The following is a 23,937-nucleotide window of genomic DNA, read 5'->3' as shown; positions in this document are numbered from 1 at the left end:
CAAACCTATAACCGAGGAGGCGGCTTTTCGTATGATCAGATAGCTGGTTTTTATGGATAGGTGGCTCCGATGGAGTCATCTTTTTTTCGTTATCTTGCCTTTACATTCCAAGAGGGGTACATACGTTCACTGTTTGGTTTATAATTTAGATATGTGGGAGGCCACATTGTAAATGAGAGGTGAACTTAAATGAAGAAATCCGAGTTGCCCATAACTAGCGAGAAGTGGAAAGCTATTGTGGAGAACGACAAGTCTTATGATGGTGAATTTTTTTATGCTGTGAGGACAACAGGAATATTTTGTCGCCCCTCCTGCAAATCCCGTCCTCCCAAAAGAGAAAACATCCGCTTATTCAAAACAGCAGAACAGGCTTTAGCGGAGCATTTTCGACCATGCAAAAGGTGTAAGCCGACGGGGCAGCGCTTGCCTGATCATGAATGGATCGCGCTGGTTACAGAGTATGTGGATGCTAACTACAAGGAAAATTTAACGCTGCATTTGCTTGCAGAGATGAGCCATGGGAGCCCGTACCATCTGCATCGTACCTTCAAGCGGGTCATGGGTATAACCCCTATGGAATATATACAGCAAACCAGATTGGAACAAGCCAAGCAACAGCTAATGAACTCGGATAAATCCGTTGCGGAAGTGGGGGAGAGCGTAGGTCTGTCCAATACCCCTTATTTTTCTACGTTATTTAAAAAGAATACAGGCTATACGCCTTTGCAATATCGTCAGCTTAAATCAGCAAAATTACAAAATGGAGGTATACATCATGTTAACTCAAACCCCTAAAACAATCTATTGGTCATTGTTAACTCATGAAGAATGGAATTTATATATTGCAGCTACATCGGATGGAATATGTTACGTAGGCTCACCCGATAAACCTTTAGAGGAATTAACTTCATGGGCAGGGAGCCGATTTCCTGGCAGTCCATTGGTTGAAGATGATGAGGTCTTACAGCCCTATGCCACAGAACTTATTGAATACTTTCTAGGGAAGCGCACAAGTTTTACCGTTCCTTTTGACTTTCGGGGGACTGTGTTTCAAATGGCGGTCTGGAACGCGCTGTGTGACATTCCGTATGGAGAGACACAATCCTACTCAGACATTGCCAACGCTATTCAGAAGCCCGCATCTGTTCGGGCGGTGGGGGCTGCAATCGGTGCTAACCCAATTCTGGTCACCGTCCCATGCCATCGGGTCATTGGCAAAAATGGTGCTTTAACCGGATATCGTGGTGGTTTGGATATGAAAGTAAAGCTTTTGCGACTCGAAAGAGGTTAACCATGAAAGCACATCATATATACAAGTCCCCCAAGACCCTTCTGAATAAAGGGACAGGCTTTCTGTCAGGGTATACGCACTCGTTGAACCCGTATACAGGCTGCACCTTTGGCTGCTCGTATTGCTATGTTCGCCAAATGCCAGTCTCCACGTTCCGTAAGGAAGCTTGGGGAACATGGGTTGATATTAAAAAGCAAGCGGCAGAGCTTCTTCGCAAGGAGCTTCGGCGGGCCAAATCCAAGGGGAAAGTCACTATTTTTATGTCGTCCAGCACAGATCCTTATCAGCCTGTCGAGTACAAGGAAGAGGTGACTCGTTCACTGCTGGAGGTGATGGTGGAAGATTCGCCAGATTTCCTGTTTGTACAGACTCGCAGTCCGCTTGTACGAAGGGATATCGACCTGTTGCTCCTATTAGAGGATCGCGTACGGGTGAGCATGACGGTAGAAACAGACCGCGAAGATATACGCAAACATTTTACGCCGGATGCGCCCCCCATTCAGGCCCGTTTCAAGACGCTGCAACTGTTAAAAGAGGCAGGAATACCGGCGCAAGCCACAATCGCTCCGATGCTTCCAAGTAGCAATCATTTTGCGGACAAGCTTTTGCCACTGGTCAACCGTATCTGTATTGATGATTATTTTATGGGAGACGGCAGTGGAGGAAGGCGTACACGAAGCTTAAATATGGGTGCGCTGTATGAGCCATTAGGGCTGGAGGATTGGTATCATCCGGCAGCCTACAAGGCGATCTACGAACAATTTCGCAATGTTTTTCCTGAAGAACAGCTTTATGTGAGCCGTGAAGGATTTGAGCCCTGATTTTGGGATAGACCTCATTCAAAGGGAATGTAGGTGGAACAGTATAAGGGTTGCAGAGGGGGGAGCTGAGTGTGCAAACCGTGATCACGAAAAATTTTGACTATGGAGAGAAGGAAATCAATTATCTGAAAAGTGTGGATACCGTACTCGGTACAGCGATGACGCAATTAGGCAAGGTCGAACGAGAGGTTATTCCCGATCTGTTCGCTGCGCTTGTTCATGCGATTGTGGGACAGCTTATTTCTGCCAAAGCTGTTCAAAGCATATGGGCAAGAATGCAGGAGAAAGTGGGAGCCATGAATTCAGAAAATATAGCGGCCCAGTCGGTCGAAGCTATTCAAAGCTGTGGCATAACGATGAAGAAGGCGGCTTGTATCCTGAATGTAGCCCTAACGATAGAGCAGGGCTTGTTGGATTTGCAGGAATTATATGAGCTCTCCGATACCCAAGTGATTCAAAAACTGTCCTCGCTGCATGGGATCGGCCCGTGGACGGCTGAAATGATGCTGATTAATTCCATGGAACGTCCGGATGTCGTCAGTTGGGGCGATATAGCTATTCGACGGGGAATGATGAAGCTGTACAATCTGGATACACTTACCAGGGAACAATTTGAGGAGTACCGCCGAGCCTATTCGCCTTATGGTTCGGTGGCCTCTATTTATTTATGGAGTATTTCATTTCGTTAAGGATCAGGGAGTGGGAATTGTGAAAACAACAATCAGAGAACAAATACTATCATATGTCGATTCAGATTTTCAAAAATTTACGGCGGCATTGATTCCGAATATTGATAATGTCCTGGGCGTACGTCTGCCGGTGCTACGTAAGCTGGCTCAGGATATTGCCAAGGGCGATTGGCGTCTCTACCTTGAAACCGCTGAAAGTGAACATTTCGAGGAAGTCATGCTGCAAGGCATGGTGATTGGCTATGTGAAAGCGGATATAGAGGAAGTTTTGGGCTGCGTCGCCAGATTTATTCCTAAAATTGATAATTGGTCGGTGTGTGACAGCTTCTGCGGCGGATTAAAAAGTACAAAAAATCATAAGGAACGGGTATGGGACTTTATCCAGCCGTATCTGTTATCCAGCAAAGAATATGAAATTCGGTTTGGCGTGGTTATGCTTCTGAACTTTTATATTGAGGAAGAGTATATCATCCGGGTACTGCAATGGATGGATCAAACCCACCGTGAGGATTATTATGTACAAATGGCGGTCGCATGGGCGATATCTATCTGTTATATCAAGCTGCCCGAGATGACGATGAATTACTTGAAAAACAATACACTGGATGATTTTACGTTCAACAAAGCTTTGCAAAAGATCACGGAATCATACCGGGTGGATCAGGAAACGAAAACAATCATTCGCAGTATGAAGCGAAAAAGAAAATAGGATTGGACCCCACCTGTAAGTGTTATACTGTAAAAAAACATGCTTGTATGAAAACGACAGGAGGGGAGTCAGTGAATTCGATCCCGCTGGGAGTGCTTGTTGTAGATGATGAAACCAGACAGCGTCGAGGGTTGGCTGCCATGGTCAGGGATTTACGTCCCGAATATCAGGTATGGGAAGCCAAGAACGGGAAAGATGCTCTGACCATTTCGTTGTCCAAACCGATCCAGATCGTTTTTACGGATATTCAAATGCCGATTATGAATGGACTTGAATATCTTCAACAATTGAGAACATCCGGCCAGCATGAAACTAAAGTTATTTTAGTGACAGTCTACCAGGAATTTAGCTATGCACAGCAGGCGGTGCGGTACGGGGCGAATGATTATTTGGTGAAACCCGTCCAATCGCAGCAGCTCATTGAAGTGATTCAACACATGGAAAAGGTTATTGTACAGGAGCATGAGGCACTCAGTGAAAATCGAACGGCGTTGAACCAGATCGAGCAGAGTATGCCTGCATTTTTGGAGCATTTGTTTAGCAGATGGGTGACAGACAAGTTACAGGCTCACGAGAAAAGCCTGTTAAAGAGTCACTTTGGATGGCAGGGGCTAGGAGAAGTTCTTGCGTTGGGAGCATCTGCCTCCCGCCCGGAGGATATACATGAGTGGGGTTCCCTACTCCATAATACGGTTGCTGAAATATTGCGGCCTTGGGCATCATCTGTCGTGTTTCCACTTGAATCCCATAAAGAGCATGTGATTGCAGTAGTAAATTGGAAGGACAGGACTGAAGGTAGGGAGGCCAAAAGAGCGCTTCAAATTAGACTGGAAAAGATGGAGCAGCAGCAATCTATTTCGATCTGGTCTGCTTGGGGTCAACCTTTTGATTTTGATGAGATGCAAATAAGCCAATCTTACGAAAAGGCCGTTCGCCTCATCTCCATGCGTTTTTATACACCTCACATCAGATGTTTGGACCTTGTCGTATCAGATGATGAGCAGTCGGTACTGGAAATGAGCACACACGAACAAATGACCAATTTGAAATTTATTGAAAGCGCTATCTCCAATGAAGAGACCGATCAGCTATTGGATAGGGTGCAACATTTCATTGGACGAATGACGCAAGGGTATCCTGCACCTAAAGTGCTCAAAACGAAATTGATACAGCTTCTGTTGGCTAGTTTACAAGGGTTAAATATAGGGTGGAGTGAAGAATTTTACTCGCGTCATTCAGAGCAGATGAACAAAGCTGTCTTGGAAGCCACATGTCTTCAGGATCTCCAGGATCGTGTTGCATTGTGGCTTAAAGAGCTGATCCTTGAGCTTCATAGCGGTTCCAAAGGCGAACCCATTATGAAAAAGTGCAAGGAATTTCTGGATACACATCTACATGAAGACCTAAGTCTGGAGATCGTGGCCCGGCGCTTCCACTATAATGCGTCCTATTTTAGCATTCTGTTCAAAAATTATTTTGGACTCTCGTTCACGGAATATATGGTGAAGCTCAGGATGCAAAAGGCTCAGCATTTACTGCTGCATACAGACGCCAAGGTCGCAGAAATTAGTAGACAGGTTGGTTATAAAGATATCAAGTATTTTTTTAAGGTTTTCAAAAAGAACGTAATGCATACACCGGAAGAATTTCGCAGGAAATTCAACTGATTGTTAGGTGAAAGGAAGGTACGATGCGCCAAGTTAAATATATGTATCAAAAATTTTTGGACAGTAGCTTTCGTACGAAATTGATGCTGTCCTATTTTTTGTTGTCTGGTTTTATGGTTTTGATCCTGGGTTTTGTTTACTTTGAAACAAGTGCACGGAATATTACTACAAACGTAACAGATAGCGTGACAAGCGTTCTGCGCAGTAATAACCAACTGCTGGATAACAAGCTGACTGCAATTCAAAAAACCGTAGATATGATTCCGATCGACCATGACCTTCTTCAGACCATTTCAGACGTGGATACTTCGGATTCTTCATCTCTTTTACAAGCTGATCGCAGCATTACGAACATGTTGTACAGATACTTTGGCAATATGGAGGAAGTATACGCTTCTCAGATTATGACGCGAAATTATGCCTATGGAAGCAGCAATCGGATGTATATTCCCGTTCAGCCTTTCTATTCTTCTCCCTTGGCGACTACGGCAGTGGAAGCAGAGGGGGCTACCGAGTGGATCCCTACCTATTCGTATGCGGATACATTTCATCAGCAGGATTTAAAACAGGGCTCGTATGAGTTTAGTTCTTTATTTGCTGTTGTGAAGCAGCTTCACTTGACTGCAATAGATGATGCGGGAACCTTCCATACGCTTCCGGAGGGAAAGGAAAAGCCTATACTTATATTGAATTTCCGTCCTGATTTGTTAAAAGGGGGTTTTGAAGATTACGCAGCCCGCAGCGGATTTGCACATCTATCCTACGGCATGATTCATGATCAGAACGGGCTGGTCATTAGCTCTGACGGACCGAATCAAGAGGGAAAGCCCGTGGCAGACTGGCTCAAAAATGCTATTACCTCGGAGCAAGGAATGAAAATGGTAAATGTTAAGGGTCAAAGCATATTACTTGTTTATGAAGCGATGAAGACGACAGGCTGGGTATCTTATATAGCCATTCCCATGGAAGATGTGTTGGGACATCTGTCAACGATTCGCACCTACACATTGTTTTTTTTAGGCTTTATGATGCTCGTTGCTGTTATTCTTGCTTATTTACTGTCTGTTTACATCAGTAAGCCTATCACGGATATGAAACAGGCGATGAAAGTAATGGAGCAGGGGCATTTTGATATTCGGATTCCTGTACGTGGCTATGATGAATTGGGAGATCTGGTGATTCGATTTAATCAAATGAATGAAAAAATTAAAGATTTAATCGAGGAAAATTACAAGTCACGTCTGCGAGCCAAAGAGTCGGAGTTAATGGCACTTAATTTACAACTAAATCCCCATTTTTTGTATAACACCTTAACGACCATGTATTGGATCGCGTTAGAACATAAACAGCAGGAATTAGGACAGATGATCATTAGTTTGGCAGAAATGCTGCAAATTACGACTCGGAATAAAAACGATACATGGAGTTTGGAAACCGATCTGAATTGGCTGGAAAAATACATTTATATTATGCAGAATCGCTTTGAGGACAAGTTCACGGTGGAATATGATATTGATCCCATTTTGCTACAGATGGAAGTTCCCAAGCTTTTCTTACAGCCTTTTGTGGAGAATTCAATTATTCACGGCTTCGCCGAAATGGAATCAGGTGGTCGGATTAGGATCACAGCCTGGATCGAGAAACAATTGGTGTGTTTTAAAGTGGAGGATAATGGATTAGGAATTCAAGAAGATCATATACGCCGAATTCAAGCTGGAGAAATCAGATCAACGGGCATTAAAAATGTAGACAGAAGAGTACGGCTATTATATGGAATGGAATATGGCGTTACGCTCCACTCGTCAGAAGGTAAGGGGACATTTGTCCTGATCCGCATCGGAGAAATTCATAGATCTAATCAAATGACACCAATCCAATGAGAGTACGACTTTTAATAATGTAAGCGTTTGCTAAAATGAATTTAGTGACGAAGCAACAAACGAAAAGATCAAAAAATAAATGGTTTGGGGGCGTTACTCATGTTAAAGCGAAAGTTATGGATCGTCTGCATGTGCTTGATCTTTGGGCTTATGTCAGCCTGTAGTTCAAATGAGAGCAGCAGCAAGCCAGTAGATTTGCAGGGTCACGAGCAAGTGACACTGACCTATGCCAGTTGGGGTAGCACTAATGAAAAGAAGGTTCAGGAGGAAATCGCTAAAAAATTTACAGAGAAATATCCGTGGATCAAAATCAACTATATGCATATCCCCGGGGATTACGTAACCAAATTAACGACGATGTTTGCTGCCAATCAGGCACCCGATGTATTTCCCATTTATAAAGCACAGGCTCTGCAATGGGCTGAACAAGGCAAACTATATAATTTAAATGAATTTTTGAAGGAGGATAAGGAGCTAACGAAGGAAAGTCTCATTCCTAATTCAGTCATCTATTGGGATAAGGACAAAGTGGCTGGGGTCAAGGTAACTGAGGAAGCTTTCGCCCTCTATTACAATAAAGATTTGTTTGATGAGGCTGGTGTTGCTTTGCCACCAGTAAAGGCTGAGGAGGCTTGGACATGGGAGCAGTTTTTAGAGACAGCACAGAAGCTCACCATTGATAAAGCGGGAAATAATGCGCTCAGTCCCAATTTCGATGCCAGTAACATTAAACAGTACGGAGTTCGGTTTGATACATGGATGTGGCATTTGCTTGTGCCTTCCAATAATGTAAGTGTCATTTCAGACAAAGGTCACTCGCTTAATCTTGAGAACCCTGATGTGATTGAAGCTGTTCAGAAAATGGCTGATCTGATCAACGTTTATCATGTGGCACCGTCGCCGACGCAATCCAAAAATATACCTTCTCCGGCCGTAGCACTGCAAAGTAAGCGTGTGGCGATGGATCTGGATGGACAGTGGGTTCAATTGGATCTTGGAGAATCGAAGGTGAATTTCGGTGTAGGCGTATTACCCAAGCTGAAAAGCAGCAAAACGATCCTGTTTGGCGAACCGGAAGTGATTTCTGCCAAAACCAAACATCCTAAAGAAGCATGGATGTTTTATAAATTCTTACTGGATGCTGAAAGCGGACTTGACATGCATTCCAGCGGATTGTGGATGCCTGTCATGAAAAAGTGGTACACCGAACCAGACTTGATTAGCAAATGGGCCGATGTCAAACCAGGTCATGCCGATGGTTACCGTGATGCTGTCATGAACCAAACGCTGCATAACGGTGTCAATTCTTACGACTATTATCTGAAAAACTCGGAAAAAATCAATGCCATCATTAACCCGGCGCTGGATCAGGTATGGCTGGGCAAGAAAACGGTGGAGCAAGCATTCAAGGAGGTTTCCGCAAAGGCTAACGCGGAATTTAAAGGGACGTATCCAAAAGAATAGGGTGAGTGTTTTGACAGAAAGAGAGGGATAGAATGCAATCATTATCTTCTATTCGTAAGAAGGAAAATGGGTTGGGGTGGCTTTTTGCCGCCCCTGCTATTCTCGGCTTTGTCATTTTTGTTCTGGGACCGATGATCGCTAGTCTCTGGTTCAGTCTTACCGATTACAAGGTTGCTTCACAGGCCCATTTTATCGGTCTGGATAATTACGTCCACTTATTTGACGGTACGGATCAATTTTTTTATAAATCACTCGGGGTTACGTTTTATTATGTGTTTCTGAGTGTGCCCCTGCAAATTATTGTAGCTTTCTTTTTGGCGATATTACTTAATCAAAAGGTAAAAGGTCTGGCTTTTTTCAGAACCGTTTTTTATCTGCCTACCATTGTGCCACTCATAGCATCGTCCATGATCTGGATGTGGCTGTTTGATCCCGATCTTGGCTTGCTAAATGTGGTGCTGCGTGCGCTGCATTTGCCCGAAAGTCAATGGATCTATAGCGAAGGTTCGGTAGTTCCTACTCTGGTTTTAATGAGCTTATGGACCGTTGGAGGAACCATGATTATTTTTCTGGCAGGCTTGCAAGATATACCTAGACATTATTATGAAGCCATTGAAATTGACGGTGGGAACGCTCTTCATAAGCTTATTTATATTACAATTCCATTGACATCGCCCACTATTTTTTTTAATACGATTATGGGCTTCATCGGTGGGTTTCAGGTGTTTGTTCAGCCGTACGTCATGACTCAGGGTGGACCCAATAACTCCAGCTTGTTTTATACATTTTATTTGTTCCGCGAGGCATTTACTTTTTCGAATATGGGTTATGCCTGTGCTATTGCTTGGGTACTCTTTATTGTCGTTTTGGTATTCACTGCCTTTCTGTTCAAGACGGCCCGAAAATGGGTGTATTACGAAGGCGGGGGGGCATGAAGATGAAAAAACGCGGTTGGAGTTGGAGCAGGGCTTCACTCTACACAGTTCTTGTAGTGGGCTCACTGTTTTGTATGTTTCCTTTTTACTGGCTGGTGCGAAGCTCTATGATGGATTTAAGTCAGATTTTTTTGATCCCGCCGAAATGGATTCCAGAGCCTTTTGTACTCGAAAATTTTTTACAGCCGTTTGAAGAGTTATCCTTTGGGCGCTATTTTGTGAATACATTTATCGTCGTTGCGGGTACTTTGGCGGGTGTACTTCTGTCGAGTACGATTTCTGCCTATAGCTTTGCGCGAATGAAATGGAAGGGAAGAGATAAGGTATTCGCCTTGTTATTAAGCAGCATGATGCTGCCGTTTGCAGTCACGCTAATTCCGTCATTTATTGGTTGGCAGGCATTAGGCATGGTTAATTCGTACGTTCCATTGGTATTACCTTCGTTTTTTGGTGGAGGCGTTTTTAATATTTTTTTGCTAAGACAATTTTACATGACTCTACCGCGCGAACTGGATGAAGCTGTATTTGTGGATGGAGGCAATCATTTTACGATTTTTACCCGTATTATTTTGCCTTTGTCGAGGTCGGCGATTTTGGTTATTGGATTGTTTACGTTTTTGAATACATGGAATGATTTTATGGGACCACTGGTTTATCTTAATGATGAGAGCAAATTTACGTTGGCGATTGGACTACAGCAATTTCAGGGGATATATTCGGCTCAATGGGGCGTTTTGATGGCAGCTTCTTTAATTGTTGTCTTGCCTGCTATTATTTTGTTTGCCATAGGACAAAAGTATTTTATGGAAGGGATTGCCTTAACGGGGATTAAAGGATAGGAGCAACTGCCAAGTACGCACTTTGATTTTTTTGGAATTTAATATTAAAATGGAAGTAACTTTCGAAAAGGAGATGACGTGAATTGGCAGAGCAAGTGCGTATTGGCAAAACAGATCTATACGTAAAACCAATCGGTTTGGGTGCAAATAAGGTGGGAGGACATAATCTTTTTTCCGGTTTGAACAATGAAACGGGCAAAGAAGTCGTTCGCACAGCTTTGGATAACGGCATCAATTTTCTGGATACGGCTTTTATTTATGGACCTGAGCACTCAGAGCGGTTGATCGGTGAGGTGCTGAAGGAGCGGGGCAAACGTGAGGAAGCGGTCATTGCGACCAAGGGGGCACACAAATTTGTGAACGGAGAGGTTGTTTTTGACAACTCGCCTGCATTTTTACGTGAATCCGTCGAATCCAGTCTGAAAAGATTGCAGACCGATTATATCGATCTGTTTTATATCCATTTCCCGGATGAAGCTACGCCGAAGGCAGAGGCTGTCGGAGAATTGAAGAAGCTCAAGGACGAAGGCAAAATCAAGGCCATTGGCGTTTCTAACTTTTCCATTGAACAACTTAAGGATGCGAATAGTAACGGCTATGTAGATGTGCTTCAATCTGAATATAATTTGCTCCAACGGGAAGCGGAAAAGGAACTGCTGCCTTACACCAAGGCCAATGCCATTTCATTTGTGCCTTATTTCCCGCTGGCTTCCGGATTGCTGGGCGGTAAGTATACGAAAGACACAATCTTCACGGACAACAGAGCGAAAAATCCATTATTCCAGGGAGAGGCATTTGCTCGTCATTTGGACAAAGTGGAGCAGGTACGGCAGATTGCCAATGCGTTGAATGCAGAGGTCGCTCATGTTGTGCTCGCATGGTATCTGACCCGTGATTCGATTGATGCCCTCATTCCAGGGGCGAAGGGGCCGGAGCAGGTGCTGGCGAATCTGAAAACGCTGGATGTTCAACTGAACCAGGCGGATATTGAAAAGATTGACCGTATTTTTAAATAATTTTTTCAATTCATACTTGAGGGTTTTGCAAAAATCCTGACTTAAGTGTCACAACGGGAATGTTAAATTTTTAGCACACCCAAGGGAGCTGCCGGACGGGCAGCTTCTTTTTCGTGTACCCCTCGCATATCCTTGTAGGGTAAGCTCATCGCTGCGGGGGGATCGGGATGAAGAGAAGACCGCATTGGCATAGCAGACCCAACAGAAGAAAACACGGCGGACGCAGAGTATGGCTCATTGTGGGGCTGATACTGCTGGTGGGAATCGTACAGGTTGCTTCTTATGTGGAGCAGCATTTGAAGCCACCTATGATGCATTTGGCAAAAGTACGGGTCAAACAAATGGCGACGGAGGCCATTAATTCAGCGATTACTGCGCAGGTTGAGCAGGGGGAGAGCGCAGATAAACTGATCGAATGGAGAACGGATGCGCAAGGGAAAACCTCCGGCTTTGTTCTCAATTATGCGGAGCATATGAGAATTACTTCGGATACGCTCAAGGCAGTCAAGGCAACGATGGACAGCATGAGCCATTTTGATGAGAGCGTTCCAATCGGTCAGGCATTGGGCAGTCCGCTGCTGGCAGCCTATGGCCCGAAGGTTCCACTCAAGGTGGAGCCGCATGGAGCGATCAAGGTAGATTTAAATACACGCCAGCAGGATGCGGGCATCAACATGATTTTGGTGGAAGTGTATATTCGGATTACGACGGAGGTGTCCGTCGTGATTCCTTTTGAAATGCAGCCTCAAATTGTGGAGACGGAAATCCCGGTGTCTTATTTGCTGGTGGTAGGCAATGTCCCAATGTACTACTATGATAATCAGGGTAAGCCCGTCGGTAAAAATGGAGCCGTCGCCCCTAATTTGGCGTTGCCGCCACATTCGATAGAGACAGGCGGCGTTGCGGATTCCGGCATAGAGAGTGTTCCACAGATGCAGCAAGACGAACCCACCACTTCATCTCCAACGCCATAAGCGAATGAAAAGGGGTGAGAGGGCTTGATTGTTGTATATGAAAAGCAAAAGGGACCTTATGTGGAGGTCCCTTTTACTTTACTGGTTTTGAGCGCTTTGCGCTCCGTTTGCTCCCATTGTCTTAATAACGGATATGGGTCAAAGGACCAGTCCATCCAACCGCTGTCCCGGTATATGCCATAGTGCAGATGTGGCGGGAATTTCCCCTGGGTACCGGGCTTGCCGTAACCCGAGCTTCCGACCCAGCCGACAATCTGACCTGGCGTGACAATGTCCCCGTTGTGAACGGTCTTGTCAAAGCCAGAGAGGTGCGCATAGTAGTGATAGCGGTTGCTGAGATCCCGAATCCCGATTCGCCATCCACCGAACGGATTCCAGCCTTTCATTTCCACTACGCCGTAGCAGGTACTGCGAACCGGAACGCCGTAGCCAGCGAATAGGTCTGTTCCTTCGTGAATGCGGTAACCGCCCCAACTCCGACGACTGCCCCAAGTGCTGCGATAGCTATAAATGCTGCCCAAGGGAAGCGGGAAGGCTTGTGTGCCTAGCTCCAGCTTTCCATATGTTCGATACAGTTTGGCGAACTGCTGTACCCTTTGAACGGCACGGCTGTTGTGGTAATATTCCCATACTGCAATGGAAAACTCATCCTCTGTGCTTCCATATTTACCGAGATAAGAGGCGATGCTGAACAGCAAGTCCCTGTCATCATCTCGGTCAGCAATTCCGTCACCCGATCCGTCCTGCCCCAACCCGGAAAAAAAAGAAATGGAACGTGGATGCCGATCCTCGGGATCAGGGTTCATTAGACCAGACCAGACGGGGCCAGTGACAAAGATACCTGTGACTCGCTCCGCATGCTTGCGATCCTTGGGATGCGCAATCGTAAGCGTGCGTTCATACTGGTCGATAGCGGCCAGCCTGTACCACGGAATTCCTGTCAAGGCTTCGACGGAACGATATAGAGCAAGCCTGGACGTATACAATGATGACTGGGAATTTGGAGTAGCGATATGTGCCTGCTGAATGCTTTGGGATGATGTTTGTAAAGGTTTGGCCAAGGCCTGAGCAGGAAGCGGACAGGCCATTGTCAATGTAGTAACGCATAACAGCAGCGGCAACAGGCAAACAGCGCGGACTGTACGTTTAGGGTAAGGCACGTGAACCAACCTCCTCATAAGGGAGCTTGACAGCCCCGTAGATTACAGGCCCGCATCCAGCGGCATTGGTACGGGCGCTTTGGTTTAGATTGAGCCATATCCGTCGCTTTTATCCATATAAGGATTTTACTTTTCCGGCATCAAAGTCATATCAAAAAGGGAACAATGAATGGAGGTTTTTCCATGGCTTTCATGTTATAATGTATGGCAATGACAGCCCAAGCTTATCAGAAAGAAGGTCTATGCCATTGTCTAGAAAAGTGAAGGAAGCCAAGCCCGACTGGATTCGTATTAAACTCACGACAGGCGATAATTATCAGGAAATCAAGAGCATGATGCGTTCCAAGACATTACATACCGTATGTGAGGAGGCGCGATGCCCTAATATATATGAATGCTGGGCCAACAGGACAGCTACATTTATGATTTTGGGTGATATTTGTACGCGTGCGTGCCGTTTTTGCGCAGTGAATACGGGAATGCCTACGGAACTGGACTTACAGGAGCCTGAACGCGTCGCGGAAGCGGCTGAAAACATGAACTTGAAACACTGTGTCGTAACCAGTGTGGCCCGCGATGATTTGAAGGATGGGGGAGCCACTATATTTGCAGAAACGGTGCGTGCGATTCGCCGCCGATTGCCTTTTTGTAGCGTAGAAGTGTTGATTCCCGATTTTATGGGCGATATCGAATCGCTGCGTATAGTCATGGATGCCAAGCCAGATATTTTGAATCATAATATTGAAACGGTAGAGCGAATGTCCGATAAAGTTCGGGCCAAGGCGAAATACCGTCGCTCCCTGGAGCTTCTTCAAAATGCAAAGCAATTAAATCCGTCTATCCCTACCAAATCCAGTATCATGCTGGGTGTCGGAGAAGAGTGGGACGAGATCTTACAAACCATGGATGATCTGCGTAAAGTCGATTGCGATATTATGACAATTGGACAATATTTGCAGCCATCCGAGAAACATTTGTATGTGCAAAAATATTACCCACCGGAAGATTTTGCGAAGTTAAAGGAAGAGGGATTACAACGGGGGTTCAGCCACGTGGAATCAGGTCCGTTGGTCCGCAGCTCCTACCAAGCGCATGAGCAGGTGAAGTCTGCCGCTCAGCATAAGGAAGAAGGCGCCCTTTCGCAGGCTTGATCCGGGAAAGGCGGTTAGATTAGCTTGTTTCATATCGGTGGTAAAAACTATGAAGTGTTGCAGGATCACAAGAACGGGTGGAATCCCGAGGCTTTTCGTGACCGGTATAGTGAAGTGCTGGAGCGCTATGATTATATTATTGGTGATTGGGGTTACAATCAGCTACGTCTAAAGGGTTTTTACCGTGACGGGCATCCCAAGGCCAACAAAGATACATCCATAGCAGTACTGGACGATTACATTAATGAATATTGTAATTTCGGTTGTGCTTATTTTGTGCTGCTTAAGAGCCGCGAAGTGCTCAGCAAGAATGAAAACAATGATGAATCCGTATCGTCAGATTATCAACAGTTGGCGGAACCTCAAGCGGAACCAACGGAAACGGCTGAAGCCGGCGAGCTGCAAGAAGTGCTGCAACGCGCAGACGAAGAAGAACGGGAATGGCCGGAGCCACAGCGTGAGTCCAGGGAAACCGAGGAGCTGCGAGTGGAGCAGCCTCGTGAAGCTCAGGAAATTCGGGAGTCGCGGGAGCTGCAACGACGGGAACCAAGGGAAGTTCAGGAACTGCGTGAGCGACAGCCACGGGAATTCCGTGAAAGCCGTCCGACCAGAGAAGAACGCGAAGGGAATCGGCAGCGTGAGCCGCGAGAAGCACGTGATTCGCGTCAGCCGAGGGAACCGCGTGAGGCAAAGGAGGGACGAATTTCCGGTGAAGGGCAGCAAGCCCGCGAACCACGGAAACAGCGTAATCAGCAAGGGAATTTCGAGAAAAAGGAATCCCATGGTCCACGCTATGAGCGTCAATCGAAGGAAAACCGGGAGGGACGGCAAGTCCGCGTCTCACGTGATTCCAGAGGCCAGCGTCAGACGCAGCCTGCTGCCAAAGCCGAAAGAGCTGAGGAAAGCAAAAAGAATAAAACATTTACAGCTCCACAACAAAACGGTTCCTGAATTTCAGGAGCCGTTTTTGTTGATCGGTGACAAGATCCACTATGGATTGAGTTGGCCCTATCATACAAAAAAAGAGCCAAGGTTGGCTCTTTTGCATGTTCTAGTGCTTTTCAGTTCTATGTGTATTTCAAAGCAGCTTGCCTAATTAAGAAAGGCAATGCGTACCCGATCCCAAAATGGAAAGGGACGATAACGAGCGAAGCTGACTTTGTGACTGGAGACCTGACAACGAACAGAGATCAAATCATCCACAGGGAAGTTTAGATGATCTACCGTCAGCAGAAGACGCTGATCTTTTCTCGAAAAAATATCACAATGATGGTGCTTGGGTAGCAACAATGGCGATCCAAGTGTCCGATACACCCGGTTGTTAATGGAGGCAATCTCAGTTAGTTGCAACGCTTCAATAGTGGGGTGAACCATAGCTCCGCCGAGTGCTTTGTTATAGGCAGTCGTACCTGAAGGGGTAGAAACGCATATTCCGTCTCCACGGAACATTTCGAAAGTGACATCGTTAATATCCACTTGCGCCACGACAGTGCCATCGACCCCTTTTAACGTAAATTCATTCAACGCAATAAAAGAGGCATTTCCAGACTTCTTGTGAATCTCCAGCTCGATCAATGGATACTTGACGATTCTCGGTTTAAGGGGTCCCTCAGATCCGCTTTGGCTCATCAGGTGGATTAGCTCCTCCAGCTCGTCCGCACGCCAATCGGCATAAAAGCCCAGATGACCGGTATGTACACCAACAAAGGCTATATCCGAAAGTCGGTCGATGAAGGTATGAAACGCATGAAGCATAGTACCGTCGCCTCCAATTGACACGACGATTTCCGGCGATTCGGCATCCAGCTTGAAATTCTTTTCTTGGGCAAGACGGTGAAACTGCTGACTCAAGTCCATGGAGTGCTGATCCCCGCGATCCAGAACATAATATCTCAAGATGAAAAGCTCCTTTGTCATGGGTATATACCGATCATAATCAATTATGAGCAAGAACACAATCGTTCATTCCCTAGACGCTCCCCTCAGACGTGCGAATAAGCGGCTTGTGCCTACACTCAACCAAGAGAGACAGAGCATTACTGTCAGCAGGCAGGCAAGGAATAGCAGGCTTTGCCACAGCACAGTGGGTGAAAAGCCGGGAGACCAGGTGATAACATGTATCGGGGAAAAGACTGGCGAGCTTCCCTGACCCATGAGCGGACGCCATAGCACGAGAGCCAGCAGAGCAGAGATGATGCCGTGCGCAGCGCGGGCCAGCACAAACGGTAGGTACCGGAGATTCGTCGTATTCAAAATGCTCGCGACCTGAGCATGAACCGATAGTCCGCCCCAGGAGAGGACAAAGGCTGCTGCGGCTACCTTGAACGGCAAAGCCGCTCCCGTGGCTTTACCAGCGGCTTGTGCCCCCAAAGTGACCTCGAAAATACCGCCTACAATGGAATCGGTTAACGTAGGAGGAAGGCCGCAGGCGGACAAGAAGCTTGCTGTAAGCAGGCGAAGCCCGCTCATTAAACCGGAGTTCGTCAAAGCTTCCAGAATGACGCAGAAGAATACAACCAGTCCCCCTACGACAATAATAAGACGGAGAGAGGAAGCAATGGCTTGACTAAGAAGCTCGCCAAACGGACGCCCATCTTCCAAGCGTGCTGTATGCATGGCATATAACGCTTGGCGCAGTCGTCCGCTTCGTTGTGCAGAGGACATATCTAATTTGGAATTTGCAGCTACAGCGAGGGATGTTGGTCTAGGCTGCCCGGTGTGGCCTGCTGCGGTTGCAGCAGACTGGAGACGGTTGCCGTGAATATCAGCGTCCCCCGAACGGGAACCGTGAAAGCGCATGAGCAGGCCGATGATCAGCACGCCACCATAATGGGCAGCGCCTAGCACGACTGCAATTTCAGGTTGATGGAAGAACCCGACGGAGACGGCACCGATGAGGAATATTGGATCAGAAGAAGTTGTAAAGGCGACCAGCCGTTCTCCTTCGATGCGGGTGATCCATTTTTGCTCCCACAGCTTGGCCGTTAATTTGGCTCCAATAGGGTAGCCGGATGCACAACTGACGGCGGCGACAAAGCCTCCGCAACCGGGTACACGGAACAAAGGCTGCATGAGCGGGTCCAGCAGTGCCCCCATAAAATGAACGATGCCAAAACCGAGCAGCAGCTCGGAAATAACGAAAAACGGGAATAAAGACGGAAACAGTACGTCCCACCAAATGGCTAGACCACGAAGTCCGGCATTCACAGATGATTGTGGGTGCGCCGCCATAAGTATGAATAGGAATAGCAGCATAAGAATGAACAAAGGGAGTGAGTAACGGCGGTACAGCGGCATAGAGGCCCCTCCTTTGGAGTTCTACTTTTATTTCTATGGACGAGGATGGACAAAGAGTACCAAAAAGTTAAGAAAGCGTTTGCGCGAAATGCTGTATTTTTGTAAAGATTATGTTAAAATCAAAAAAACAACGATCCATAACCTTAAGGATGGAGTGATCAGGATGAGTATCGTTGCCGGTCTACTGGTGTGTGCTTTTGTGTATGTTATTCGTGCCTCTCTCGTCCATCCCGGTGAAGAGGATTGGCGGAGTTATTAGGTGTGCTTGAATATTGCGGACCTGTTTGTAAGTCGTGCAAGCTTGTCTGTATATGTGAAATGATGAGATGACGCTTATTCTTAGCGTCATTTTTTGTTTTTTGTTATAATACGGGTGTATATTTATTACCATAGCACAGAAAGTTGGGGGAAAAGTGAATCCTAGCCTGAGCATTTATGACAATCTTGGGGGTGCGGAAGGTGTTCGTGCTATTATTGAGGCCTTCTACCCGAGAGTTTATAAAGATCCGTTGTTAAGTCCTCTGTTTCCTGAAGACATAGAGTCGGTCAAGGAAAGACAGTATATGTTCCTGAGCCAGTTTTTTGGTGGACCGTCCCTGTTTTCAGATGCTTATGGTCACCCAATGTTACGTGCCAGACATATGAAGTTTCCCGTAACGGAGGAGCGAGCAGAAGCGTGGTTGTCCTGTATGGCGGGTGCCTTAACGGATACAGGCATTGAGGAGCCGCTTCGTTCATTTATACTTAATCGATTGTCTGGTCCTGCGCATCATTTTGTAAATACCCCGTAAGCTTGCGGGGATTGCCGAATTTTGGAGAGGGTTGTAAAAACATTGGAACTTGAACCGTTATATCAGATTAAAATCTCTTGTCCTCTTTGTGAAGAAGAATTTCAGACATCTCGTGTCAGACCGAGCCTAAAGAAGGCAATTCGTACGGATTCAGACTTCTGCGCGTATTACAAGAATGAAAATCCCGATTTTTATGTCGTACGGGTTTGTCCTCATTGCGGATTTACCTCAACAGAGCATTCTACCATTCAGTTAAGCGATCAGCAGAACAAGCTGTTTAAGGACAAAATTGGTAATCGATGGCAATCCCGTGAGTATGGCGGACATCGCAACTGGGAAGAGGCGCTGGAAACGTACAAGCTGGGTTTACTGTGTGCGCAGGTCATCGGGGAAAAGGAACGGGTGATAGCCAGCCTGTTACAGCATATCGCGTGGATGTACCGATACCAGGGGAACGAGGAGCAGGAGCTTCGATTTCTAAAGTTTAGTCTGGACTCCTATATTCGAGTCTATGAGCTGGAAGGCGTCGGGGCGAATAATGCCAAGCTTCTCTATCTGATTGGAGAATTGCATCGACGTACAGGCAACTTTAACGAAGCGGTTCGCTGGTTTTCACGTGTCATTAATGACAAGAAAATTATGGACGCGGCTATGATTCGGGCTTCTCGTGAACAATGGGCTGTATTAAGAGAGCAAATGCTGGCTAAGGAAATTCAACTGCCTGAGGAAATGCAGGACGTAAGCTCCTCCTGATAAAAAAGGTGTGCACTATGGCCAGCTTAGGCTCATGGTTCACACCTTGTTTATCAACAACGGCTACCTTTTTCTAAACAGACTCATCAATTAATGATGGCGCAGGGTGGTATCTGACAGCAGATAATCGTTGTCACAATCCACCAAAGTAATCCTGCTGTGGCAGCATGGGAATACAAGCAGCTTCTTCATGCCTTCATGTATAAGCTTAAGTTCTTTGGGCTTTAGGGGGAGCAGGACGTTCTCTTGGTCGCAAAACGGACAAGATTGTACATAAACGTCCCCCATGACAATGTCATAAGGCCAGGTTTTGTGAAAAGGGATCATGATTTGTCCGATTCACCGCCGTTCGGGTCAGCGGTTTCTTCTTTGGCCAGCTCAGCCAGCTTTTGCATCAAAATATGCTGGGGTGTATGCATGAGATGTTCCAGCGGAATGCCAAGTTTTTCGGATAATTTCACAGCCGTTTCCGGCGAAATTTGTAAAGGTCTCATCCTGTATTCCTCCTAATTGTAGTGATTTTACCATCACGATGTAGCTTTATTGTATATGAAACCACATGAATTCGCCAAAAGAAAGGTGGAACTGCTATGAAAACACCATTGAAGCAAACATGGGATTTGGACTCCATATTTAGTGGGGGGTCTTCCTCTCCCTCATTTAAAGCATTTTTGGAGGAGCTGGAGAGCAAGATTCAACAATTGCAGTCTCAACTTAAATCAGCCAAAGTACCGCAAACGGTATTGGATACCGAGCGTCTGGATAATGTGCTGAATGCTATGCAAGAGATGTTTAACGGAGCATCGCAAGCAGGTTCTTTTGTTTCCTGTCTAACCGCTCAGAACCAACATGACAAGCAGGCTGTTGAACTGGGCGCACGCATAAATACGCTGTATGCACAGGGGAAAAGTACTTTGGTATCCTTCCAGAACTTGCTGGCACAAACGAGTGAAGACATTTGGCAAAAGTGGATGGAACGGGAAACGATTAGGCCGATCTCTTTTGTCCTGAATGAATATCGGAACGAGGCTCGTGAGAAAATGGCACCTGAGCTGGAAAGTCTGGCATTGGATTTGGCTGTGGACGGCTACCACGGTTGGGGTGATTTTTATGACACGATTGTCAAAAATATGACGATCCCTGTTCCAGAGAATGGAGAAATCGTAAATTTGTCTGTAGGGCAGGCTGCCAACAAGCTGGATGAACCGGATCGTAGTGTGCGTCAAGAAGTGTTCACGCGTTGGGAAGAAGCATGGACCAAGGTTGAGGACTATTGTGCGGATACACTTAATCACTTGGCAGGCTTCCGTCTCAAGCTGTATGAAAAACGGGGCTGGACTGACGTGCTTAAGGAGCCGCTGGAAATCAGCCGGATGTCGGCACAGACGCTGGATACCATGTGGCAGGTCATTAATGAAACGAAGCCTGTACTGGTTAAATATCTGGAGCGGAAGGCGAAGCTACTGGGCTTGGAGAAACTGTCGTGGCATGACGTTGAGGCCCCACTGGGAACGTCTACTACTAAAATCCCATACGACGATGCAGCCGTAACGATTGTTGAGCAATTCGGTAAATTCAGTCCAAGAATGGCCCATTTTGCTGAAATGGCTTTTGAGAAAAGCTGGATTGAAGCAGAAGATCGCCCGGGCAAACGTCCTGGTGGATTCTGTACTTCTCTTCGTCTTAGCAAAGAGACCCGTATTTTCATGACCTACGCCGGATCGCCTTCCAACGTTTCGACACTGGCCCATGAGCTTGGACACGGTTACCACCAGCATGTGATGAATGAATTGCATCCATTGAATCAAAATTATGCGATGAACGTAGCTGAGACGGCTTCGACGCTGGCAGAGCTGATTGTATCAGATGCTTTGTTGGAGGCTGCGGAGGGGCAGGAGAAGGTTGCTTTGCTGGAGGATAAAATCCAGCGCGGCGTAGCCTTTTTCATGAATATCCATGCCCGCTTCCTGTTTGAAACCCGTTTTTACGAGCTACGAAAAAACGGAGTTGTAGGAGCGCAGCAACTGGGAGAATTAATGGAGCAAGCACAGCGTGAAGCGTTCAGCGGCGTTTTGGATGAGGCTCACCCTCATTTTTGGGCATCCAAGCTGCATTTCTATATTACGAACACTCCATTCTACAACTTCCCATATACGTTTGGGTACATGTTCAGTGCCGGGATTTACGCCTTTGCGAAGAAAAATTCACATGGCTTTGCCGATCAATATGATGCCTTGCTGCGTGATACGGGTCGCATGACGGTGGAAGATTTGGCTTCCAAGCATCTGGGGATCGATTTAACACAAGCTGACTTCTGGCGTAATGCCGCGCAAGTCACAGTTCAGGATATAGAGCAATTTTTGCAAATGACGGAATAACGGATATACACTCCAATCAGGTCTCCCGCAAGGGGGGCCTTTTTTGTAATTCTTGCAGATTATGAGGAATGAAGTCATAATGTGTCGAATTAGAGTTGGTATTACCTGTTGGTGAAATTTAAATTGATGGATATACTTAGAAATTAGTTATAAATGCCCATTTATGTTGTATATGATTGTAACGTTAAAAAGCTTCGCATATAATTGAGTCATAAGACCTATTAATGGTTTTGAAACAGGTATATAGGGGGATTTTTGTAATGAATGAAGTAGGTCAATTGTCGTTAGTAAGACAGATGGATATCGTATTTAAAGAACTGGATGATGAACTTGCGGGTTTGTCGTCAGGAACTGTATTTGTACAAATACGTAACAATGTGGTTGGAAAATTTGGTATCCGTCATAATCCGATTGCGGGTAAGGGAGGTACTTTTGGTGCGGTGGAGCCGGGGCTGTCTGTAGATCATCGGGCGGACTTCCGTCGTATGGCGCTGGACACACTAAATCACAAGCGGAGTTGGACTCATGGTGAAATTGCTTTCGATTTTGCTGTCAGACAGGGAACTATTCTGGTGGATGCTACGCTGGAATCGAACTATAACATGGCGAATCTCATGATCCGATATAATAAGCCTACATACCGAGCGGCTAATTCTGAATAATCATCCATATTGAAGAGTAAAGAAAGGGCGGCCTTCCTGGGGAAGACCGCCTTTGTTATATGCCCGAACTATCGTATTTTGGTTCATTGCGATGAACGGGATGCTTCATGTGGAATAATGACGCTTATTGACCTGAACGACCTGATAATTGCTGTTCGGCCAGCTGTACCAAGCGTTTAGTGATATAACCTCCCAGAGAACCAGCCTCACGGGATGGCATGTCACCATAATAACCGTCTGCCGGAATGGTAATGCCCAGCTCTTGTGCAGCTTCGTATTTCAATTGTTGCAGTGCATTGTTGGCTTGAGGTACAACCAGGTTGTTGCTACGGCGTCCTCTGCCTTGATTAGCTTCATACATGTGTAGTCACCTCCTTCGGCTGTGATGAGGTTATTATGCGACATAGTTATGAAAATATGCGCCGAAGGAAGGAAAATGAATAGAGGGAAATTACGGATATATCATATGAACCTGAGTTTTCAGGTTAATGGACTGCTGAGGCTCCAGTCGAATCAGTCCGCTCGTTCCTACAGGATCGTGCATATTGGGTGCATTAGGCAACAAGGTATAAGGCTCGATGCAAAAATACTGATCGCATTCCCCCTTGGTATACAACACCCAATACTTAAAGTATTGCTCATCTGCTGTGTAGCGAATCTGATAACCGTCATCACGGGTCAATAGGGCCTCAGCAGGTCCTTCCGATGCTCGCAGCAGCGTATCCAGATTCGTTCCTTTCAGGGAAAGTCCCGTAGAAAGCGGCTCCAAGTCATTTAAAGGGGTGATTATACCTGTTGGGAGCTGTTCAGCGTCCTGCTCATATATGCCATTCACAGGCAGCTTCAGGCGCCAGCGCTCAGGCTCTCCGTCCACCATAAACCAGGTGTGGTATCCCAAGCCGAATGGGGCTGCTTTGTCACCCAGATTCGTTACACGCAGCGTTTGACTCAATACAGGTCCCTGCAAACGGTAAGTCATCTCCAGCCGTAGGGGAATAGGAAATTGTTCCATCCAGTGCGGATCACTTTCCGTCAATAGCTCGGTGGTCACGCTGCAGCCTTCCTCATCTTCTTCAATATCACTGCAACGCCAGGATTGATTTCGGTGCAACCCATGTATATGATTGTCGTTGGCTGTATTCCGATCAAACTGATAGGGAACACCGTCAAACTCGAACTGTCCTTTGCGGATTCGGCCGGGAGGGATCAGAATCGGCAGGCCAAAATGATACGGCTTTTGCAAATAAAAGGCCAGTTCTTCCTCGCCAGGTCGCCGTACGATATCCCGGTCCAGCTTCAGATCACGCACCGAGATAATATTATTACCGAGGCGGGGGATCATCGTAACCTCCAGTTCAGGGCTATGTAAAACATACGTGTCGTAACCATTCCAATGTTCTTTGGTCACTTGTTTCATATCCATGCTCCTTTGTCCACTATAATCGGTTGAAGCTTCGTGT

The 23,937-nt window shown here is 46.2% G+C and carries 25 protein-coding genes; 18 read left to right on the top strand and 7 right to left on the bottom strand.

The window, feature by feature from the left end; genetic code table 11:
- Positions 1–189 precede the first annotated feature (189 nt).
- The 12 genes from NST83_RS20010 to yunB all read left to right on the top strand — a co-directional run bounded on the left by NST83_RS20010 (position 190) and on the right by yunB (position 12,285).
- Positions 190–795 carry a bifunctional transcriptional activator/DNA repair enzyme AdaA gene (locus tag NST83_RS20010; protein WP_342415412.1) on the top strand — a complete coding sequence of 202 codons (606 nt, stop codon included), beginning with the start codon at positions 190–192 and terminating at the stop codon, positions 793–795.
- Positions 776–1,291, top strand: coding sequence for a methylated-DNA--[protein]-cysteine S-methyltransferase (locus tag NST83_RS20005; protein WP_342415411.1), 516 nt, complete (start codon positions 776–778; stop codon positions 1,289–1,291). The genes NST83_RS20010 and NST83_RS20005 overlap by 20 nt, the downstream gene beginning before the upstream one ends.
- Before the next feature lie 2 nt (positions 1,292–1,293).
- A complete protein-coding gene (locus tag NST83_RS20000) occupies positions 1,294–2,112 on the top strand; it encodes a radical SAM protein (protein ID WP_342415410.1) in 819 nt (272 codons plus the stop codon).
- 71 nt (positions 2,113–2,183) lie between these two features.
- A complete protein-coding gene (locus NST83_RS19995; RefSeq protein ID WP_342415409.1) occupies positions 2,184–2,801 on the top strand; it encodes a DNA-3-methyladenine glycosylase 2 family protein in 618 nt (205 codons plus the stop codon).
- Between the two features lie 19 nt (positions 2,802–2,820).
- Positions 2,821–3,510, top strand: a complete 690-nt coding sequence (locus NST83_RS19990; protein WP_342415408.1) for a DNA alkylation repair protein — start codon at positions 2,821–2,823, stop codon at positions 3,508–3,510.
- A 71-nt stretch (positions 3,511–3,581) separates the two neighbouring features.
- Complete coding sequence (locus NST83_RS19985; RefSeq protein WP_342415407.1) at positions 3,582–5,177, top strand: response regulator; 1,596 nt, start codon at positions 3,582–3,584, stop codon at positions 5,175–5,177.
- A 23-nt stretch (positions 5,178–5,200) separates the two neighbouring features.
- Positions 5,201–7,057, top strand: a complete 1,857-nt coding sequence (locus NST83_RS19980) for a histidine kinase (RefSeq protein WP_342415406.1) — start codon at positions 5,201–5,203, stop codon at positions 7,055–7,057.
- A 99-nt stretch (positions 7,058–7,156) separates the two neighbouring features.
- Positions 7,157–8,521 carry a sugar ABC transporter substrate-binding protein gene (locus NST83_RS19975; protein WP_342415405.1) on the top strand — a complete coding sequence of 455 codons (1,365 nt, stop codon included), beginning with the start codon at positions 7,157–7,159 and terminating at the stop codon, positions 8,519–8,521.
- A 32-nt stretch (positions 8,522–8,553) separates the two neighbouring features.
- Positions 8,554–9,456, top strand: a complete 903-nt coding sequence (locus NST83_RS19970; RefSeq protein ID WP_137060176.1) for a sugar ABC transporter permease — start codon at positions 8,554–8,556, stop codon at positions 9,454–9,456.
- 2 nt (positions 9,457–9,458) lie between these two features.
- Positions 9,459–10,295 carry a carbohydrate ABC transporter permease gene (locus tag NST83_RS19965; protein WP_342415404.1) on the top strand — a complete coding sequence of 279 codons (837 nt, stop codon included), beginning with the start codon at positions 9,459–9,461 and terminating at the stop codon, positions 10,293–10,295.
- A gap of 83 nt (positions 10,296–10,378) precedes the next feature.
- Positions 10,379–11,311 carry an aldo/keto reductase gene (locus NST83_RS19960; RefSeq protein ID WP_342415403.1) on the top strand — a complete coding sequence of 311 codons (933 nt, stop codon included), beginning with the start codon at positions 10,379–10,381 and terminating at the stop codon, positions 11,309–11,311.
- A 167-nt stretch (positions 11,312–11,478) separates the two neighbouring features.
- Positions 11,479–12,285, top strand: coding sequence for a sporulation protein YunB (yunB, locus tag NST83_RS19955; protein ID WP_342415402.1), 807 nt, complete (start codon positions 11,479–11,481; stop codon positions 12,283–12,285).
- A 56-nt stretch (positions 12,286–12,341) separates the two neighbouring features.
- Here yunB and NST83_RS19950 read toward each other — a convergent pair whose 3' ends face one another.
- The gene (locus NST83_RS19950) at positions 12,342–13,445 is read right to left on the bottom strand and encodes a M23 family metallopeptidase (RefSeq protein WP_342415401.1); all 1,104 of its coding nucleotides are present in this window, start codon (positions 13,443–13,445) and stop codon (positions 12,342–12,344) included.
- Positions 13,446–13,693: 248 nt separating this feature from the next.
- Between NST83_RS19950 and lipA the strand changes: the two genes are divergently transcribed.
- Together lipA and NST83_RS19940 are read left to right on the top strand one after the other, a co-directional pair.
- On the top strand, positions 13,694–14,596 hold the full coding sequence (lipA, locus tag NST83_RS19945) for a lipoyl synthase (RefSeq protein ID WP_342415400.1): 903 nt from the start codon (positions 13,694–13,696) through the stop codon (positions 14,594–14,596).
- A 24-nt stretch (positions 14,597–14,620) separates the two neighbouring features.
- Positions 14,621–15,547 carry a YutD-like domain-containing protein gene (locus tag NST83_RS19940; protein WP_342415399.1) on the top strand — a complete coding sequence of 309 codons (927 nt, stop codon included), beginning with the start codon at positions 14,621–14,623 and terminating at the stop codon, positions 15,545–15,547.
- 141 nt (positions 15,548–15,688) lie between these two features.
- Here the strand turns inward: NST83_RS19940 and NST83_RS19935 are convergent, their stop codons facing one another.
- Both NST83_RS19935 and ylbJ read right to left on the bottom strand, forming a co-directional pair.
- Positions 15,689–16,492 carry an NAD kinase gene (locus NST83_RS19935; protein WP_014277899.1) on the bottom strand — a complete coding sequence of 268 codons (804 nt, stop codon included), beginning with the start codon at positions 16,490–16,492 and terminating at the stop codon, positions 15,689–15,691.
- A 66-nt stretch (positions 16,493–16,558) separates the two neighbouring features.
- Positions 16,559–17,893: a sporulation integral membrane protein YlbJ gene (gene ylbJ, locus NST83_RS19930; RefSeq protein WP_137060168.1), complete on the bottom strand. Its 1,335-nt coding sequence runs from the start codon at positions 17,891–17,893 to the stop codon at positions 16,559–16,561.
- Positions 17,894–18,306: 413 nt separating this feature from the next.
- Here ylbJ and NST83_RS19925 point away from each other — a divergent pair, with 413 nt between their 5' ends.
- Both NST83_RS19925 and NST83_RS19920 read left to right on the top strand, forming a co-directional pair.
- Positions 18,307–18,684 carry a globin gene (locus NST83_RS19925; RefSeq protein ID WP_044645421.1) on the top strand — a complete coding sequence of 126 codons (378 nt, stop codon included), beginning with the start codon at positions 18,307–18,309 and terminating at the stop codon, positions 18,682–18,684.
- 42 nt (positions 18,685–18,726) lie between these two features.
- Positions 18,727–19,437, top strand: a complete 711-nt coding sequence (locus NST83_RS19920) for a DUF2225 domain-containing protein (RefSeq protein ID WP_342415398.1) — start codon at positions 18,727–18,729, stop codon at positions 19,435–19,437.
- Positions 19,438–19,527: 90 nt separating this feature from the next.
- On the opposite strand, the gene NST83_RS19915 is transcribed toward NST83_RS19920, so the two are convergent.
- Complete coding sequence (locus NST83_RS19915; protein WP_137060165.1) at positions 19,528–19,764, bottom strand: hypothetical protein; 237 nt, start codon at positions 19,762–19,764, stop codon at positions 19,528–19,530.
- Entirely contained in the window at positions 19,761–19,931 is a 171-nt protein-coding gene (locus NST83_RS19910) for a YycC family protein (RefSeq protein ID WP_014277894.1), read from the bottom strand. Before NST83_RS19910 ends, NST83_RS19915 begins: the two co-directional genes overlap by 4 nt.
- A 96-nt stretch (positions 19,932–20,027) precedes the next feature.
- Here NST83_RS19910 and NST83_RS19905 point away from each other — a divergent pair, with 96 nt between their 5' ends.
- Entirely contained in the window at positions 20,028–21,815 is a 1,788-nt protein-coding gene (locus tag NST83_RS19905; RefSeq protein WP_342415397.1) for a M3 family oligoendopeptidase, read from the top strand.
- A gap of 260 nt (positions 21,816–22,075) precedes the next feature.
- Positions 22,076–22,477, top strand: a complete 402-nt coding sequence (locus NST83_RS19900) for an O-methyltransferase (protein WP_137060163.1) — start codon at positions 22,076–22,078, stop codon at positions 22,475–22,477.
- A gap of 124 nt (positions 22,478–22,601) precedes the next feature.
- Here the strand turns inward: NST83_RS19900 and NST83_RS19895 are convergent, their stop codons facing one another.
- Positions 22,602–22,838: an alpha/beta-type small acid-soluble spore protein gene (locus NST83_RS19895; protein WP_137060162.1), complete on the bottom strand. Its 237-nt coding sequence runs from the start codon at positions 22,836–22,838 to the stop codon at positions 22,602–22,604.
- Positions 22,839–22,928: 90 nt separating this feature from the next.
- On the bottom strand, positions 22,929–23,894 hold the full coding sequence (locus NST83_RS19890) for an aldose 1-epimerase (protein ID WP_342415396.1): 966 nt from the start codon (positions 23,892–23,894) through the stop codon (positions 22,929–22,931).
- Positions 23,895–23,937: the final 43 nt, after the last annotated feature.

The sequence above is a fragment of the Paenibacillus sp. FSL R10-2782 genome (assembly GCF_038592985.1).
In the GTDB taxonomy this organism is placed as follows: Bacteria; Bacillota; Bacilli; order Paenibacillales; family Paenibacillaceae; genus Paenibacillus; species Paenibacillus terrae_C.
Note: the sequence above shows the minus strand (reverse complement) of the source record. Positions and strands in the feature narration are given on the sequence as shown.